18 protein-coding genes are annotated in these 14361 nt (G+C 37.1%); 15 read left to right on the forward strand and 3 right to left on the reverse strand.

The features are described 5' to 3' along the window. Positions 1-13: 13 nt before the first annotated feature. The 3 genes from EL165_RS06960 to EL165_RS06970 all read right to left on the reverse strand — a co-directional run bounded on the left by EL165_RS06960 (position 14) and on the right by EL165_RS06970 (position 2119). Positions 14-292, reverse strand: coding sequence for a DUF6520 family protein (locus EL165_RS06960; RefSeq protein WP_002978340.1), 279 nt, complete (start codon positions 290-292; stop codon positions 14-16). Positions 293-299: 7 nt separating this feature from the next. Beyond that, positions 300-1832, reverse strand: a complete 1533-nt coding sequence (locus EL165_RS06965; protein ID WP_002978338.1) for a DoxX family protein — start codon at positions 1830-1832, stop codon at positions 300-302. 77 nt (positions 1833-1909) lie between these two features. Continuing rightward, complete coding sequence (locus EL165_RS06970; protein ID WP_002978336.1) at positions 1910-2119, reverse strand: hypothetical protein; 210 nt, start codon at positions 2117-2119, stop codon at positions 1910-1912. Between the two features lie 610 nt (positions 2120-2729). Between EL165_RS06970 and EL165_RS06975 the strand changes: the two genes are divergently transcribed. The 15 genes from EL165_RS06975 to EL165_RS07045 all read left to right on the forward strand — a co-directional run bounded on the left by EL165_RS06975 (position 2730) and on the right by EL165_RS07045 (position 14355). Further along, the gene (locus tag EL165_RS06975; protein WP_002978332.1) at positions 2730-3077 is read left to right on the forward strand and encodes a hypothetical protein; all 348 of its coding nucleotides are present in this window, start codon (positions 2730-2732) and stop codon (positions 3075-3077) included. A 233-nt stretch (positions 3078-3310) separates the two neighbouring features. Further along, on the forward strand, positions 3311-4561 hold the full coding sequence (locus EL165_RS06980; protein ID WP_002978330.1) for a site-specific integrase: 1251 nt from the start codon (positions 3311-3313) through the stop codon (positions 4559-4561). Positions 4562-5210: 649 nt separating this feature from the next. Continuing rightward, positions 5211-5588 carry a single-stranded DNA-binding protein gene (locus tag EL165_RS06985; RefSeq protein WP_002978328.1) on the forward strand — a complete coding sequence of 126 codons (378 nt, stop codon included), beginning with the start codon at positions 5211-5213 and terminating at the stop codon, positions 5586-5588. A gap of 44 nt (positions 5589-5632) precedes the next feature. Next, positions 5633-6706 carry a DUF932 domain-containing protein gene (locus EL165_RS06990; protein ID WP_002978326.1) on the forward strand — a complete coding sequence of 358 codons (1074 nt, stop codon included), beginning with the start codon at positions 5633-5635 and terminating at the stop codon, positions 6704-6706. A 52-nt stretch (positions 6707-6758) separates the two neighbouring features. After that, positions 6759-7241 carry a DUF1281 family ferredoxin-like fold protein gene (locus tag EL165_RS06995; protein WP_002978324.1) on the forward strand — a complete coding sequence of 161 codons (483 nt, stop codon included), beginning with the start codon at positions 6759-6761 and terminating at the stop codon, positions 7239-7241. Positions 7242-7252: 11 nt separating this feature from the next. Next, entirely contained in the window at positions 7253-7594 is a 342-nt protein-coding gene (locus EL165_RS07000) for a hypothetical protein (RefSeq protein WP_002978322.1), read from the forward strand. A gap of 18 nt (positions 7595-7612) precedes the next feature. Beyond that, on the forward strand, positions 7613-7795 hold the full coding sequence (locus EL165_RS07005) for a hypothetical protein (RefSeq protein WP_002978321.1): 183 nt from the start codon (positions 7613-7615) through the stop codon (positions 7793-7795). Between the two features lie 12 nt (positions 7796-7807). After that, positions 7808-8425 (forward strand): PRTRC system protein E, encoded by a 618-nt coding sequence (locus tag EL165_RS07010; protein WP_002978319.1) that lies wholly within the window; start codon positions 7808-7810, stop codon positions 8423-8425. Positions 8426-8436: 11 nt separating this feature from the next. Beyond that, the gene (locus tag EL165_RS07015; RefSeq protein ID WP_002978317.1) at positions 8437-8655 is read left to right on the forward strand and encodes a PRTRC system protein C; all 219 of its coding nucleotides are present in this window, start codon (positions 8437-8439) and stop codon (positions 8653-8655) included. Between the two features lie 15 nt (positions 8656-8670). Further along, the gene (locus tag EL165_RS07020; protein ID WP_002978315.1) at positions 8671-9837 is read left to right on the forward strand and encodes a hypothetical protein; all 1167 of its coding nucleotides are present in this window, start codon (positions 8671-8673) and stop codon (positions 9835-9837) included. Further along, a complete protein-coding gene (locus tag EL165_RS07025; RefSeq protein WP_002978313.1) occupies positions 9834-10556 on the forward strand; it encodes a PRTRC system protein B in 723 nt (240 codons plus the stop codon). Before EL165_RS07020 ends, EL165_RS07025 begins: the two co-directional genes overlap by 4 nt. Continuing rightward, the gene (locus EL165_RS07030; RefSeq protein WP_002978311.1) at positions 10556-11362 is read left to right on the forward strand and encodes a PRTRC system ThiF family protein; all 807 of its coding nucleotides are present in this window, start codon (positions 10556-10558) and stop codon (positions 11360-11362) included. Before EL165_RS07025 ends, EL165_RS07030 begins: the two co-directional genes overlap by 1 nt. A 476-nt stretch (positions 11363-11838) precedes the next feature. Then, the gene (locus EL165_RS07035; protein WP_002978310.1) at positions 11839-13374 is read left to right on the forward strand and encodes a SulP family inorganic anion transporter; all 1536 of its coding nucleotides are present in this window, start codon (positions 11839-11841) and stop codon (positions 13372-13374) included. A gap of 111 nt (positions 13375-13485) precedes the next feature. Then, entirely contained in the window at positions 13486-13815 is a 330-nt protein-coding gene (locus EL165_RS07040) for an ArsR/SmtB family transcription factor (RefSeq protein ID WP_002978307.1), read from the forward strand. 66 nt (positions 13816-13881) lie between these two features. Beyond that, entirely contained in the window at positions 13882-14355 is a 474-nt protein-coding gene (locus tag EL165_RS07045) for a DUF6428 family protein (protein ID WP_002978305.1), read from the forward strand. The last annotated feature ends 6 nt before the right edge of the window (positions 14356-14361 follow it).

Consider the following 14361-nt stretch of genomic DNA (forward strand, 5'->3'; position numbering starts at 1 on the left):
ATTTTGATGTTAATTAATTTTGTGGAATCTCAAACAGATTGTTTGGGCAGCTGGTACCGCTAAGATCACGTAAATTCTCTGTACCCATTCCCACATTTGCCGTACAAATGACACTACCAGTATCACTGCATGAAATGTGGGTATTCTGGCATTCCTCCAGTTCACCTGGTCTGAATACATAACCGTCTTTTACAGCTTTGTGAGCATTTTTGTTCACATTGGTGGCAAAGGCGCTTCCTGCGCCAAAAATTACAACTACTGCCGGTAAGATGAATTTTCTAAGTGTTTTCATAATACAATTATTGTTTGTTATGCCTACTCTGATCGGGTTTTCGGCTTTCCCCATGTTTAAAATTACGGGCTAAAGTTTGCGCAATACGATAGCTGGTAATCTGTTTTCCTGCCAATACAAAAAGATACTGGTCAGTAACAAGCAGCTGAGACATCTTTTTACTTCCGCGGCGTTGTACATAAAAGCTGCCCCAATATTTTGAAGATTCGGTATCATAGACATCTACAATATCATTTTTATTCCATAGGTCCCTGGATTCATAGCGCCCCATTGTTCCTGATTGAATAAACAGCAGCCCTCTATGAGCAAAAGAATTAGGGTTTAGGACGACAGGTGGTGCTGACATCTTTTTCCTTCCGTCTTTTAACTGCACTACTCTGATTTTAGAAATGCTTACGGTATCTATGGTTTTGATCTTATCAATGTTTTCAAGATTCCTGCTGGTACCTAATGCCTGATTTCGGTAACTGTAAACATACCAGATCTTACCACCATATTCATCGTAATGTAGCTTACCATCCACATCAAAAATACCATCCACCTGTTTTTCAAGTATATTTGGATAGAGCTTCACTTTCTCTTTCGATTTAAGATTAAGGCTTCCCAAGATAAGCCCTCCTGTAGTATTGCTTTGGGTTCTTAACACAAAACTATCAGGTCCAATGGCGGCAAGTTGATCAAAATAAACATCTTGAAAACTTATCTGATTAATTTTACCACTGAAATCATTTGGTTCTGATCGATAAATCGCCGGAACAATTCCATCGTACATATACAGATACTTATCAGTCACTAAAGATCTTACTGCATGAAAAGTGTGAAGCTGATCTGGAACTAAACGTATAGTATCAACTTTTGCTAAATCCCTGTCAATAGCCAGAAGGACAAAAGGCGAAGTGGGATTACCCAAATAAATTCTACCATTTGTTGCGCCAGCAAAATAATACGAATTATATTTCAGGTCATAAGATTTTTCCTCTATGATAGGATGTTGTGGGAACCTTCGGATGAAGTTGTTTTTTTCTTTTATGATATGTTCTGATGAATAAAAAAGATAGGTTACAATCGAAGAAAATATCGCAATAATACAAAGTATTGATAAACTAGGTCCAACCAAAACATTCTGTCTATATTTTGCAATAATCAGTATTGCCAGAATCGCAGCCATAACACAAACAATATTGAAGATCAAATGTTCTGTCCAGCCCATTTTCTCCAATATACCGCCACACGAACAGGGTACAAAATCACTATAATGAAGAATAAGGTAAATATATACAGTAAATGAAGACATTATACCTAAAGAAGCATAAAGACCAATCGTCCTTAATTTCGGTATCACCAGTAGCAAAACGATAACCACTTCAGATATAATGGTAGCGTACGAAATAAAACCCGCATAAGCACTAAGCAAGGGAGATTGGGCAATCTGAACCTGGAAATTTTCAAAATCCCTCATTTTACTGACGCCTGCATAGCAAAATAAAAATATAAAAAAATAAGCAACAACTGCCGGAAAATAGTTAATTAGCTTTTTCATAGTATATCAAATTAGCGGATGGTTTCTATACGATGTAACAAAATCCTGAAGTGGTTTTAGTTTCCTATTATAAAAGACTATTGTTGTGGACTCATTCTCCAATTGTCGCGATCTTTTGGCGGGTCTTTTTCCTTAAATTCGCGCGCCGTCAAACTGTCACCCTTCTTCAGTAAAGAATTTTGTTCAAATGCAGCTTCATTGTTTTCTGTTAATGTTTCATTTTCCCGACAAGAATTTAATGCTAATAAGGTAGCTCCTGTCAAAATAATTGTTAAAAGTTGTTTCATGATCTAGGATTAAATAGTGAATAATCCCGGCCGGTTTTTTTTTAGAATTCTGCCAACGAATTTAGAGAAGCACGCATCATCGAGAAAGCGAGCATGGACCCAATTTATAAATTGTACCGGGTACAATTTATAAATCGTACCCCCCTTATCATTTTACAAAATACTAAAAATCAACAATTTACAACGCTTTTAAACATTATTTTAGCCTGCACTTAATTTTCACTTGTAAATTATATTTCTCTCAAAAAGAGAACATGAACAACGAGAACTCTCGTGGGCAATAATCTCAAAAATTGAAAGGAAAAAATTAGAAGATTTAACGATTTAGCATTAAATGCAGGACGAGAAAATGTCAATATTAGATGACGCAAATAGTCAGATAGCGGATATTATCTTTTTTATTGTAAAAAATACATTTTTACAGTCGATATTCTTGCAATTAAGCAAACACTTGTTTAAATTTATACTCAAATTATAAGAAACTATTAATTAACCTTGAACTCAGTAAAAAGTTGGGATGAAACTGGTAAATGAATTCTAATGCATTTATTAAAACATTTCAATTACATATCTAATTTCTTATATTAGAATTCTAAACATCGTAGATAATTTGAAAAAAATTTTATTTTTATTAACTTTTACCTGTAAAATATTATGTGGTCAGGATTTTTCTGATTACAGGATTCAGTACGATAATTATGAAGAAAATGACGTGCGAGCATTTACCTTTATAAACCAATACATAAAAAAAGCAAAGGAAGAGAAAAACTATACCGAATTAGCACAGGCTTACAAAGATGCTACAAGCTTTTCGCCTGACAAGAAATTACAATATGCTGACAGTATGATCTGGGCTGCTAGTAGAACAAGAAGCAAGGATTTAATTGGAAGCTCCTATCTAACTAAGGGTACTATTTACTATTTTAATTTAAAAAAGATTAGTAAAAAGCAAAGTTAAGCAAAACGATTAAATCCGTTGCTATACAATGTTTTATAAAGAAGTAGTCTTTATTTGGAACTCGGTGTCTGATAGGTTTTGGGCTTGAAATGACAAAGTTAAGTTACTAATTCGTTACCGATTAATAGAGGTTCCTTATTAGTTTAAACGGTTATATTTCAGTGTTTTGCACTTATTTTTATATTTCCTTGTAACTCAATGTAAATTAATTTTAAACATTAAACATTTGAGTTATGACGCAGACAAAAAAATCAACGTTCAAACTGCTTTTCTACTTGAAAAAGAACGAACTGAAAAAAAATGGTAATGCTCCGATTATGGCACGTATTACCATTGACGGAACACCTAAAACTTTCGGGACAAAGTTAGAAATTGACCCTAGCAATTGGGATCTAAAATATGGAAGAGTTGAGGGCAAAAGCGCAACAGCTTTAAATATTAATAAAAAGTTGGATAACATACGTGGGCGTATTGACAAAATTTATGAAGATATGCTGAAACACGAGGGGTTTGCTACTTCCCAAAAAGTAAAGCTTTCATTCTTGGGTGTTGGTGTAATGGATGATGCAATTCTAAAAGTCTTCAATGATAAAAATGAGGATTTTAAAAAATTGGTTGACAAGGAAGAACGTTCACAAAGCACCTACAACAAGTACATCACGGTTTATAATCATCTTACCGCTTTTATTAAAGAACGCTATCATCGTGATGATATGGCTTTTCGGGAATTGACTGGAGATTTTATTAGGGAATTCGATTTTTATCTTCGGTACGATTTACAATCTACACATAATACGGTTTGGGTTTACACGATGCCCGTACTAAGTCTGGTAGAATTGGCTATAAAAAAAGGTTTGATACGTGATAATCCGTTTCAAGATTATGAAATTAATATGGAAGAAACCGACAGGGGTTATATTCTTAAAGAAGATGTAGAAAAACTGATGATGTGTGCACCGCCCCACCCACGGTATGAGCTTGTAAAAGATCTTTTTATTTTCAGTTGTTTTACCGGACTTGCTTATGCGGATATTAAAAAACTAACAAGGAACAATATTCAGTCTTTCTTCGATGGCCATCAATGGATCATCAGCAGAAGAAAAAAATCAGATATTGCTTCTAATGTTCGATTAATGGAAATTCCAAAACGTATCATAGAAAAATACCTCGGTAGCACTCGTAATGAGTTTATCTTTCCAGTTCCAACTAATGTAACCTGCAATACTCACATTGGCAAATTAATTGAAAAAGCTGAAATTATAACAGAACAAAAAGTAACTTTTCACACCGCAAGACACACATTTGGAACGATGTTTTTGACCGAAGGCGTACCTCTTGAAAGCCTTAGCAAAATGATGGGACATAAAAACATTTTAACCACACAGATTTATGCTAAAATTACCAGCCAAAAGATTAGTAAGGATATGGATTTGGTAGCTCCTAAATTTAAGGAGATTGAAGAAGCGTTTTTACAGGTTATATAGTTAATCACAATTTGATAATTACTAGCAGAACTTAACGGTTCTGCTTTTTTTATGCCCATATTTTATAGTCAAAGCACATTTACTTCGCTCTGCTATTCCCTTTCTGTAAAAGAGCTTTTCGGCTACTTCTGGAACAGAAGATTAAAAAATGTTGCCATCTACTCCTCCCACACAAATACATTTTTCTAATCCTCTGTTAATGTGTCTTTGATAGCCCCACCGCTTTAAAAAAGTGTTTTAAAAATTCAGCGAATTGGAAGTGTTATTTCAATTCACTGTAAACCATTTCTCAATGCCATCTTCTTGGCTTCCACATTCATTTTATCCAAAGACCCGTATGCTTTTTTGTCCCATTTCAAGAGCAAAGGTATTTCCGTGTTCTTAACGCGTCACAAAGGTCAAGCAAGTTTGGAAAATAATCTCCACCCGTTGGGTAGTATTTTTTTCCAAAACCTTGGTGATGCTAAACACGAACCTTTTATGCTCGTGAAACGAAACATAGCATACTCCGGCTCTTTAAACGAATAAAAAAAAATGTCAGATACGAAAATTAAAAACATTGGAAATGGTAATGAAACGAAACAGCACCTCCTCTCATTGCCGAATAAATCTAAAAAAAATCAAAATCAATAACTAAAAATTAAAGAATATGAACATCACAGGAAGACTGACAAGGGATGCGGAAGTACGCACAACGTCACAGGACAAACAAGTAGTAAACTTTTCAGTAGCGACCAACGACAGCTACCGTAACAAGCAGGGCGAACGCATAGAGCAAACCACCTATTTCGACTGCTCCTATTGGATAAGCCCGAATGTAGCCAAGCTACTTACAAAAGGCACTTTGGTAGAACTATCGGGACGAGTAAGTACAAGAGCGTGGACAGGTAATGATGGAGAGCCAAGAGCAGGATTGAATTTCCATACCTCACAAATCAAATTGCACGGCGGTGGCAAAAAATCGGAAACGGCACAAGCTACCACAAGCACAAACAATAACAAGGCAGAAGACGACCTCCCATTTTAATCAAGAACATTCAATCCATTTTTTATATCAAAATTTTAAACATTATGGCACATAATATCAATTTCAACGAGAGAACAGGACGTTATTCATTTTTCAGCGTTCAGCAAAAAGCGTGGCACGGTTTAGGGCAAATCGTAGAGCAATATCCAACAAGTGAGGAAGCTATCAAACATGCAGGATTAGATTACGAAGTCGTAAAATCCCCACTATTTACCAAAGGTTCCGGCATTATCGAAACCACCAATGGTATAGAGATAGGCAGTAGCGAATTAGAAGTGCCTAATTATTTCGCCAACATTCGCACCGATAACAATGCCGTATTGGGCGTAGTCGGTAAGGATTACCACATCGTACAAAACCGTGAAGCCTTTAATTTCTTTGATGCTATTGTAGGCGGTGGCGAGGGCATTCTGTATGAAACCGCAGGAGCATTAGGCAACGGTGAACGCATTTTTATCACAGCCAAACTGCCTGACTATATTCGTGTGGGTAATGGCGATGATGTTACGGAAAAGTACATTTTCCTTACCACTTCGCACGATGGTAGCGGAAGTATCACAGCCGCATTCACGCCTATCAGAATTGTTTGTCAAAATACCTTAAACGCTTCATTACGCAGTATGACTAATGTTGTCCGTATCAAACACACTTCGGGAGCAAAAGGACGTATCGAGAACGCTCACAAGATTATGGGACTTGCCAACACATTGAGCAACCAATTAGAGGGCATTTTTAATGAATGGGCAAAAGTAAAGGTATCAGACCGTGAAGTTAAAAAGCTAATCCAATTGGCACTTTGCCCGAATAAGGAAACGCTTGACCTTATCAAAAAAGGTGCAGAAGATGAAATTTCCACCGTGTTCAAAAACACCGTTGAAGATGCTTTTGCATACGCAATGATAAGCGACACCCAACAAATGGATACGACAAAAGGAACATTGTTCGGAGCTTATAATGCGGTTACAGGTTACTATCAGAACGTAAGAAATTACAAGAATGATGAAGCCAAGTTGCAGAGCATTGTATTGGGTGGCACTGCTCAACTCAAATCACAGAAAGCATTTGAATTGTGTAATGGTTTTGCTTTAGACGGTGCAGAAATCCTAAACCTTAATTAAATAACAACAGGCTACCGCTTTAATCGGTGGTAGCCTACTAAAAACAAAAGTTATGGCAAATTGGTGCAGTAATACAGTTGTATTCGAGGGGAAACCCGTAACAATCACAGCAATACAGGAACTTTTTCAATCAATGAAGGAAAAGGAAGAAAAAACCGAAGAAGGGCAACTACCCGAATTTATTTCTAAAAATAATGGTGGTTATTTCTTCAATATCTATTGGAATGAAGGCGATGAAGGGCAATTTCAGTATGAAACAAAATGGTCGCCCAATATAGAAGTAATTCAAAAGATAGCGGAACATTACGAAGTGAACTTTACACAGGATTATGAAGAAATGGGCAATCTTATATATGGTAGGGCAACATTTTATGACAAGCTACTCACAGATATTTATTTGGAAGACGAAGATTTTGAACAATACGGGTTTGATGAAGAAACGGACACCTACCATTTCGAAGGAGAAATTTACGAAAGTGATTACGAGATATTGGAAACCTTGTTGGAACGAAAAATCAAAAATCAGCAACCTTAAAATCTACCGCAATGGAAATAGTAACAATAATAGCCACAAAGTTTGTACGCCACGATGTACCCGAATTGGCAACCCTGCAAAATGCAAAGGTTTACTTATTAAGGGAAAAACTGAACAAAGGCGAAAAATTGAACCGAGCCGAAAAAAATTGGCTTGCAGAAGCAGTAAACCGAAACGCCTATTTCAAAAGAGCTGTACCGCTTATGGGTTATCGCTTTGGATTTGAGGATGTTTTAAAATCCTATATCGTAAAGCAGTACGGCAGTTGGGCAGAATACAACGCTCCCGACAAAAAAAGTCTTCGAAGTATCATCTATGGTAGGATTGACCAAATAGCGGAAATCAGTAAATAACACTTAAAGCCAAGTACGATGAAAATCATAGATAAAAAAGGGAATTGGATTGAAGTTACCGACCTCATAAAAGCTATTCAACAAACAGGTTGGTATAAAGAATATCTGCACGACCCACCAACAGAAACAGACAAGGAAAGACAGGAATATTGGGCAGATATGCACAAGAAACTTAAAAAAGAAAAAAGTAATAACAATTAAAATTTAAGAACGATGAATACAAATTTTTTCAATCAGATACAGCAGTTGGACTTTACAGGAGTATTGCAACTGAACATTTCAAAAGGAATAGAAAGCAACCTAATTGTAACGGTATTGCTCAACAACGAAGCGTGTGGAGATAGTGCAAAAAATCTAATTCCCCCATTGACATTTAACGCCACGCCCCAAGAGTTTGATGAGGGATTTTTTGAGCAGATAACCACACCTATACAAAAGGTATCGGGCTTAATGGTGGATATGGAGAAATTTCAAAAGCAACTTGATGAAGCCAAAGCACAATCGGCAATCGAGAAAGCAAAAACCGAAAAAGAGAAAAAAGAAAAAGAAGCCAAAGACAAGAAGTTTAAAGATGCAATGGCAAAGGCGGACGAGTTGGAAAAAGAGGGTAAGTTCCGTGAAGCGTGGATAAAAGTACCCGATTTAACGGAGTTTCCCGAAAAAGCAGACGAGATACGCAAACGCAAAACAGCATTATCCGACAAATTCGCAACACCGAGCCTTTTCGGAGCAATGGACGAAGCAAAACCCGAACCACCAATAGAACAAGAAATTACTGCCGATTATCCTATTGATGAAACAGACGAAGATGAAAAGAATAGTAATCATTAAAACAGAACATTATGTTATTAGCAACGCAATTAGAAAGAGTTTTTATACTCAAAGATAAAGGACAGGACATCAGACTGACCGACCCAGAACCACGTTGGAGCGTGGAAGCCGTGATGAATTTTTATGCCAATATGTACCCCATTCTGACAACTGCAAAAGCATCTGCACCGCAAATTAAAGATGATGCAGTCGAGTACAAATTTGAAAGCGTAATGGGTACGAAAGGTTAACCAAATATTAAAGCGATGAATTATGCAACGCAACATCATATCGGGAACTATCAGCATACCCGAACAAAAACGACAACGGCAATTGCGCCGACAGTTGGGCGAGTTCGCCAGTTGGATGCAAAGACCAAAGGACGCAAACCAAGTGCAGAAAGACAAGCAGAAATCCGTACCGATAGCAATGCTCCCAATGGTATTCTAAAGTGTACGTTTCTGCCCAAACTGAAAACAGCACAATCCGTAGAGGCTTGTCAGAAAACGGAGAGGGATTTTTACAAGTCCCTTTCCAAGCTTTCCAATCATTACAGCATTGAACCAATGCAAACCAAAGATTTTGAATTTCCCTACAAGATGGCATTGGCTATGTGGGATATGGAAACCAAAGTGAAGCGTACCAATATCAATTGGGATGGTTTCAAATTGATACAGGATAGCGGTAAAACCTATTTTTTGAGCGAGGAACGATACCGCACAGGAACAACTTTGTATTATATTCCTATTGCACCACTCTTTAAAATGCTCAAAGACCCGAAGCATAAAATGACTGCACAGCTTCTACTATCGGTGTATAGTTATCTGTACCACATTGCCCAAATTCCATATTACAGACAGGAAGAAAGCTATTTGTATTGGCTCTACGAAATGATGAACGATTGGGTGGAACAGGACGAGGAAACGGAAGAAACTGAAAGCTATAAAAGTGAATTGAGAAATGCCGAATACATTGGCGATAGAATAGAACAAAAGCTATTTAATCGAACTAATCTAAAGGTATTTGAACAGCGTTTGAACCGATTTAAAAGTGTTGATATGTTCGACAAGGAATGTTGGCAAATAGCTTGTAATGCGTTCGCCCTTTTTACGGAATATCCGAATGAAACCATTTTCAGAAATGCCTCCTTGCCCGAAAAGGACCCTTATAATGATGATGACGAAAATGAAGTAATCGGAATGGAAAAGTACATTTCATTTATTGCAGATACCAAAGGTTGGTTGTACGAAAGCCTTTCAGATACCATCAACAATGAATTTAACGAGTATGGAGCAATGGAAGAACCAACTATTTCCAAACGGTTTGATGGAAGCGATATACCAATATCCAACCTCGATTTTGAGAACCGTTTGTTTGATTTATTGAATGATTTGAGTGGATTATTATACGAATACAAAACAACAGAAAAATGAACACAACAACAGATATAACAGACCATTTTGGAACATTGTACTATCCGAAATCCGCTTTGGTTTTCTATGAAACCAAAGGAACTGAAACCGATATGTACGTGGAGCATTTCGATATGGACAGCAACGGAACGCCAATCAATGCCCACCCATTGACGGTAAAGGAAGCAAACGTATTGGTAAAGTCTTTACAGACTGATGAAGAAAAGAACACAGCCTTTTTAAAACCAAAGGGAATATTGCCTACAAATATTCTGCATATCAACCCAAGTGCTGAAAAAGGTACGGTACTTTGGTACACCAAAACACAACAACGGAAACTGTATTTTGTGGATAGTTTGGGCATACCCAACGGAATGTCACAAGTACCGCCAATGCTATGGTTAGCGAGCAAAAGCAGTCTTACCGTATTTGCTTTGGCATATGACAGAAGACCCACCGAGAAAACGCCATTGCATTATGCACCTTTCTTCAATATCTACGAAAAGGGCAATGTATGTATGGGTACGGTAAGCATAGACATTAAAAATTCGGCTTCGGTTGAGGAATTTATCCGAGCGTGGGAGCATTATTTTTTCAATTCCTATTTCAGCCATTCTTTATGCGAGAACTTGACGAAAACAAATATTGTAAATCTTTGGAAAGACCTTATTGGTACTGATAAACCCTTTCCGAAAGAAGTATTAAAAAAGAACAATAAAACCATTAAAAATCTATTGTGATGAATACAGAAAAAACCGCAGTTCATTTTACAGATAATTACCTGCTCAATCCTACCAATCCGATTTCGATAAACCTTATCGGAGCAGGTGGTACAGGCTCAAAAGTATTGACTGCTTTAATGGAAATAAACGAAAGTTTGATTGCGTTGGGACACGCAGGGTTACAAGTCCGCCTTTGGGACGATGATGTTATCACGAGTGCCAATTTGGGCAGACAACGATTTGCAGAAAGTGAAACAGGATTATATAAATCCGTTGCTTTAATCAATCGTTGCAACCGTTGGGCAGGTACGAATTGGAAAGCCGAAACGGTAAAATTTGAAAAGGACAATTTTGGCAGACCACCCGAAAAAGCAAGGGCAATCATTACCATTACTTGTATGGACAATGTACAGGCGAGGTTTGGCGTTGCTGAAATTCTTAAAGAAATAAGTTACCGCAGACACTACCAAGATGAGCCAAAATATTGGTTGGATTTTGGGAACAGCCAAGATACAGGACAAGTGATATTATCCACTATCGGAGAGATAAAGCAACCCAATTCAGAAAAATACCAAACGGTGGCAAGCCTGCCATTTGTTACCGATGAATTTGGCGAATTGCTGAAGCAATCCGAACAAGAGGACAGCACGCCAAGTTGCTCACTTGCCGAAGCATTGGAACACCAGGATTTGTTTATCAATTCCTCATTAACCCAAATGGGTTGTTCTTTGCTATGGAACTTGTTTCGCAGGGGAATGACTGAATACAAAGGATTTTTTCACAATCTGAAAGATTTCCGCACCCACCCGATAAAAGTTGCCTAAAAGCCGAAATCGGCGGGCAAAAATGCAATTCCTTCCTACGGTCGGAAACGCATTTTTGCGGTTTAAAGCGGATGCAATCACTTTGCAAAAATGCACCGGCCCACAATTCCCTTTCCTTACATTTTACCAAACAGGTTGCGAGTTTTTTGCGTGGGATATTCAGTATCCCATTTTTTGTATTTGGTAATGACTTCTTTTCTTTTCACACAGCGACCAAAGAAAAGATTCTGTGTTGTAAAACAATTTTTTTTAGTTTTTTTGGTGTTAAATTGTGTACAATAACTATAAATTGTACTTTTGCACCACTCAATGAAAAGAACAGTACAAATATCATCCCAAGTTACTCCGCCTTGATCTTAGGCTAACTGTTATATTTCCCAATTTTAATTTATTGGCTTTTTTATCGTACCCAAAGGTTTTTTCTTTTGGTGCATCTCTTTTTTATTTACATTTTTAATATTTAAACATACTTTTTTATGCAGAAAGTTATTAATCTGTTTGATTTCAAACAGAAAATTAATTACAAAAACGAAATTCTTGCGGGTCTTGCGGTGGCTATGACCATGATACCTGAGTCTTTATCCTTTGCTATTCTGGCAGGGCTTTCGCCTTTGACAGGGCTTTATGCAGCTTTTTTAATGGGTATTGTTACTGCAATTTTGGGAGGCAGACCCGGAATGGTTTCTGGGGGAGCCGGAGCAACGGTAGTAGTACTTATCGCATTGGCAGCATCACACGGTGTGGAATATCTTTTTGCTGCGGTTATATTAGCAGGTGTACTGCAATTTTCAGTAGGAATTTTTAAACTGGGTAAATTTGTCCGCCTGATCCCACAACCAGTAATGTATGGTTTTTTAAACGGCCTTGCAGTAATCATTTTCATGGCACAGGTAGCTCAATTTAAAGTTGTAGAAAACGGGATAGAAGGTTGGATGCAGGGGCCGGCGCTTTATCTAATGGCTGGATTGACATTATTAACTATAGCCATCGTATTTATATTGCCAAAATTTACAAAAGCGGTTCCTGCATCTTTAGTAGCAATAATAGTTGTCTTTGGTATTGTATATTTTTTCGGCATCGATACTAAAAAAGTTATTGATATCGCCTCTGTAGGAGGCTCTTTACCTTCATTTCACATCCCTGCTATTCCTTTTACTCTGGAAACATTGAAAATTATTTTCCCTTATGCCTTGGTAATGGCAGGGGTTGGATTGATTGAAAGTCTGTTAACGCTTAATATGGTTGATGAAATAACCGGCACAAAAGGACAATCTAACCGTGAGGCTGCCGCACAAGGTATAGCCAATATCACCAACGGTTTCTTCGGAGGAATGGGTGGATGTGCAATGGTTGCCCAGACTTTAGTGAATGTAGGAGCTGGAGGAAGAGCCAGACTTTCTTCAATAGTTGCAGCCATAGCAATCTTATTGATCATTCTTGTTGCTGGTCCTGTAATCGAGCAAATTCCAATGGCGGCATTAGTCGGGGTGATGATGATGGTAGCTATAGGTACATTTGAGTGGGTCAGCTTTCGAATTATTAATAAAATGCCTCGACACGATATTTTTATTGGCATGTTGGTAGCAGTTATAACCATAGTATTGCACAACTTAGCTTTAGCGGTTTTGATTGGTGTAGTCATTTCGGCTCTAGTATTTGCCTGGGAGAGTGCTAAAAGAATACGTGCAAGAAAATATGTAGATGAAGATGGTGTAAAGCATTACGAAATTTTTGGGCCGCTCTTCTTTGGTTCTACTGCCGCATTTATTGAAAAATTTGACGTACTAAATGACCCGAATGAAGTTGTAATTGATTTTAAGGAAAGTAAAGTAGTTGATATGTCTGCTATTGAAGCTTTAAATAAAATTACGGAGAAGTATCACAAGGAAGGTAAAAAACTACATTTACGTCATTTAAGCCAAGATTGCAGGCAATTACTTAAAAATGCAGAAACAGTTATTGATGTGAATATTATTGAAGATCCTACCTACAAAGTAATGACTAATAAATAGCATCGGAATACCCAAGTTTAATATTACAACTACAGCAATAATTTTAAAAAAAATTATTGCTGTTTAAATTTATTATCGTAATATTGCGATATATTTATTTTTATAAAACTGATGGGTGTCACAAAAACCGAAATTTTTACAGAACAGCAGAACCATTTAGCTAGTATTTTAAAGGCACTGGCTCATCCTGCTCGTATAGCTATACTGCAACATATCATTAAACAAAATGCCTGCATCTGTAATGATCTTGTAGAAGAATTGGGATTGGCACAAGCGACAATTTCACAACACTTGAAAGAGCTGAAAAATATTGGTATCATTAAAGGAAATATAGAAGGAACTAGTGTATGTTACTGTATTAATGAAACAGTCTGGAATGAGATTAAGAAGGAACTCAATAGCTTTTTTGTCGAGAATGTAAATAGTAAAGAATGCTGTTAAGCTTTTTTTTAACACCAAATCATCGTAACATTGCAATATAACATTTATTGAGTTAATATCAGAAATATGAAGCTATCAAAAATTAAAGAAATCCTGCCAACATTAGTAAATGTTGGATTTCAATTAGAAAACGGAACCTTAGTTCCAGAACATTTCCACGTTACCGAAGTGGGACAAATTACTAAAAACTTTATAGACTGTGGTGGCGTAATCCGTTCGGAAAAAGTTGTAAACTTCCAATTATGGAATGCAGACGATTTCGAGCACAAATTAAAGCCAGCTAAGCTATTAAACATCATCAAGCTATCCGAAGAAAAATTGGGCATAGAAGATGCGGAAATTGAAGTGGAATACCAAAGCGAAACGATTGGTAAGTATGATTTGGATTTCAACGGAGATACATTTGTACTGAAAAATAAAACAACAGCTTGTTTGGCTCAAGATGCCTGCGGTATTCCTTCCGAAAAAGTAAAGAAAAATTTGGCAGAACTGCCTGTAAATAATGCTAATGCTTGTACTCCAGGTGGCGGATGTTGTTAAAATTGA

The organism is Chryseobacterium gleum, from assembly GCF_900636535.1.
In the GTDB taxonomy this organism is placed as follows: domain Bacteria; phylum Bacteroidota; class Bacteroidia; order Flavobacteriales; family Weeksellaceae; genus Chryseobacterium; species Chryseobacterium gleum.

Coding starts and splice junctions, on each gene's coding strand:
- EL165_RS07020 (WP_002978315.1), top strand. CDS start 8,671: ATGAATTATGCAACGCAACATCATATCGGGAACTATCAGCATACCCGA.
- EL165_RS06960 (WP_002978340.1), bottom strand. CDS start 292: ATGAAAACACTTAGAAAATTCATCTTACCGGCAGTAGTTGTAATTTTT.
- EL165_RS07030 (WP_002978311.1), top strand. CDS start 10,556: ATGAATACAGAAAAAACCGCAGTTCATTTTACAGATAATTACCTGCTC.
- EL165_RS07045 (WP_002978305.1), top strand. CDS start 13,882: ATGAAGCTATCAAAAATTAAAGAAATCCTGCCAACATTAGTAAATGTT.
- EL165_RS07005 (WP_002978321.1), top strand. CDS start 7,613: ATGAAAATCATAGATAAAAAAGGGAATTGGATTGAAGTTACCGACCTC.
- EL165_RS06990 (WP_002978326.1), top strand. CDS start 5,633: ATGGCACATAATATCAATTTCAACGAGAGAACAGGACGTTATTCATTT.
- EL165_RS07025 (WP_002978313.1), top strand. CDS start 9,834: ATGAACACAACAACAGATATAACAGACCATTTTGGAACATTGTACTAT.
- EL165_RS07040 (WP_002978307.1), top strand. CDS start 13,486: ATGGGTGTCACAAAAACCGAAATTTTTACAGAACAGCAGAACCATTTA.
- EL165_RS07015 (WP_002978317.1), top strand. CDS start 8,437: ATGTTATTAGCAACGCAATTAGAAAGAGTTTTTATACTCAAAGATAAA.
- EL165_RS06995 (WP_002978324.1), top strand. CDS start 6,759: ATGGCAAATTGGTGCAGTAATACAGTTGTATTCGAGGGGAAACCCGTA.
- EL165_RS06970 (WP_002978336.1), bottom strand. CDS start 2,119: ATGAAACAACTTTTAACAATTATTTTGACAGGAGCTACCTTATTAGCA.
- EL165_RS07035 (WP_002978310.1), top strand. CDS start 11,839: ATGCAGAAAGTTATTAATCTGTTTGATTTCAAACAGAAAATTAATTAC.
- EL165_RS06965 (WP_002978338.1), bottom strand. CDS start 1,832: ATGAAAAAGCTAATTAACTATTTTCCGGCAGTTGTTGCTTATTTTTTT.
- EL165_RS06985 (WP_002978328.1), top strand. CDS start 5,211: ATGAACATCACAGGAAGACTGACAAGGGATGCGGAAGTACGCACAACG.
- EL165_RS06980 (WP_002978330.1), top strand. CDS start 3,311: ATGACGCAGACAAAAAAATCAACGTTCAAACTGCTTTTCTACTTGAAA.
- EL165_RS07000 (WP_002978322.1), top strand. CDS start 7,253: ATGGAAATAGTAACAATAATAGCCACAAAGTTTGTACGCCACGATGTA.
- EL165_RS07010 (WP_002978319.1), top strand. CDS start 7,808: ATGAATACAAATTTTTTCAATCAGATACAGCAGTTGGACTTTACAGGA.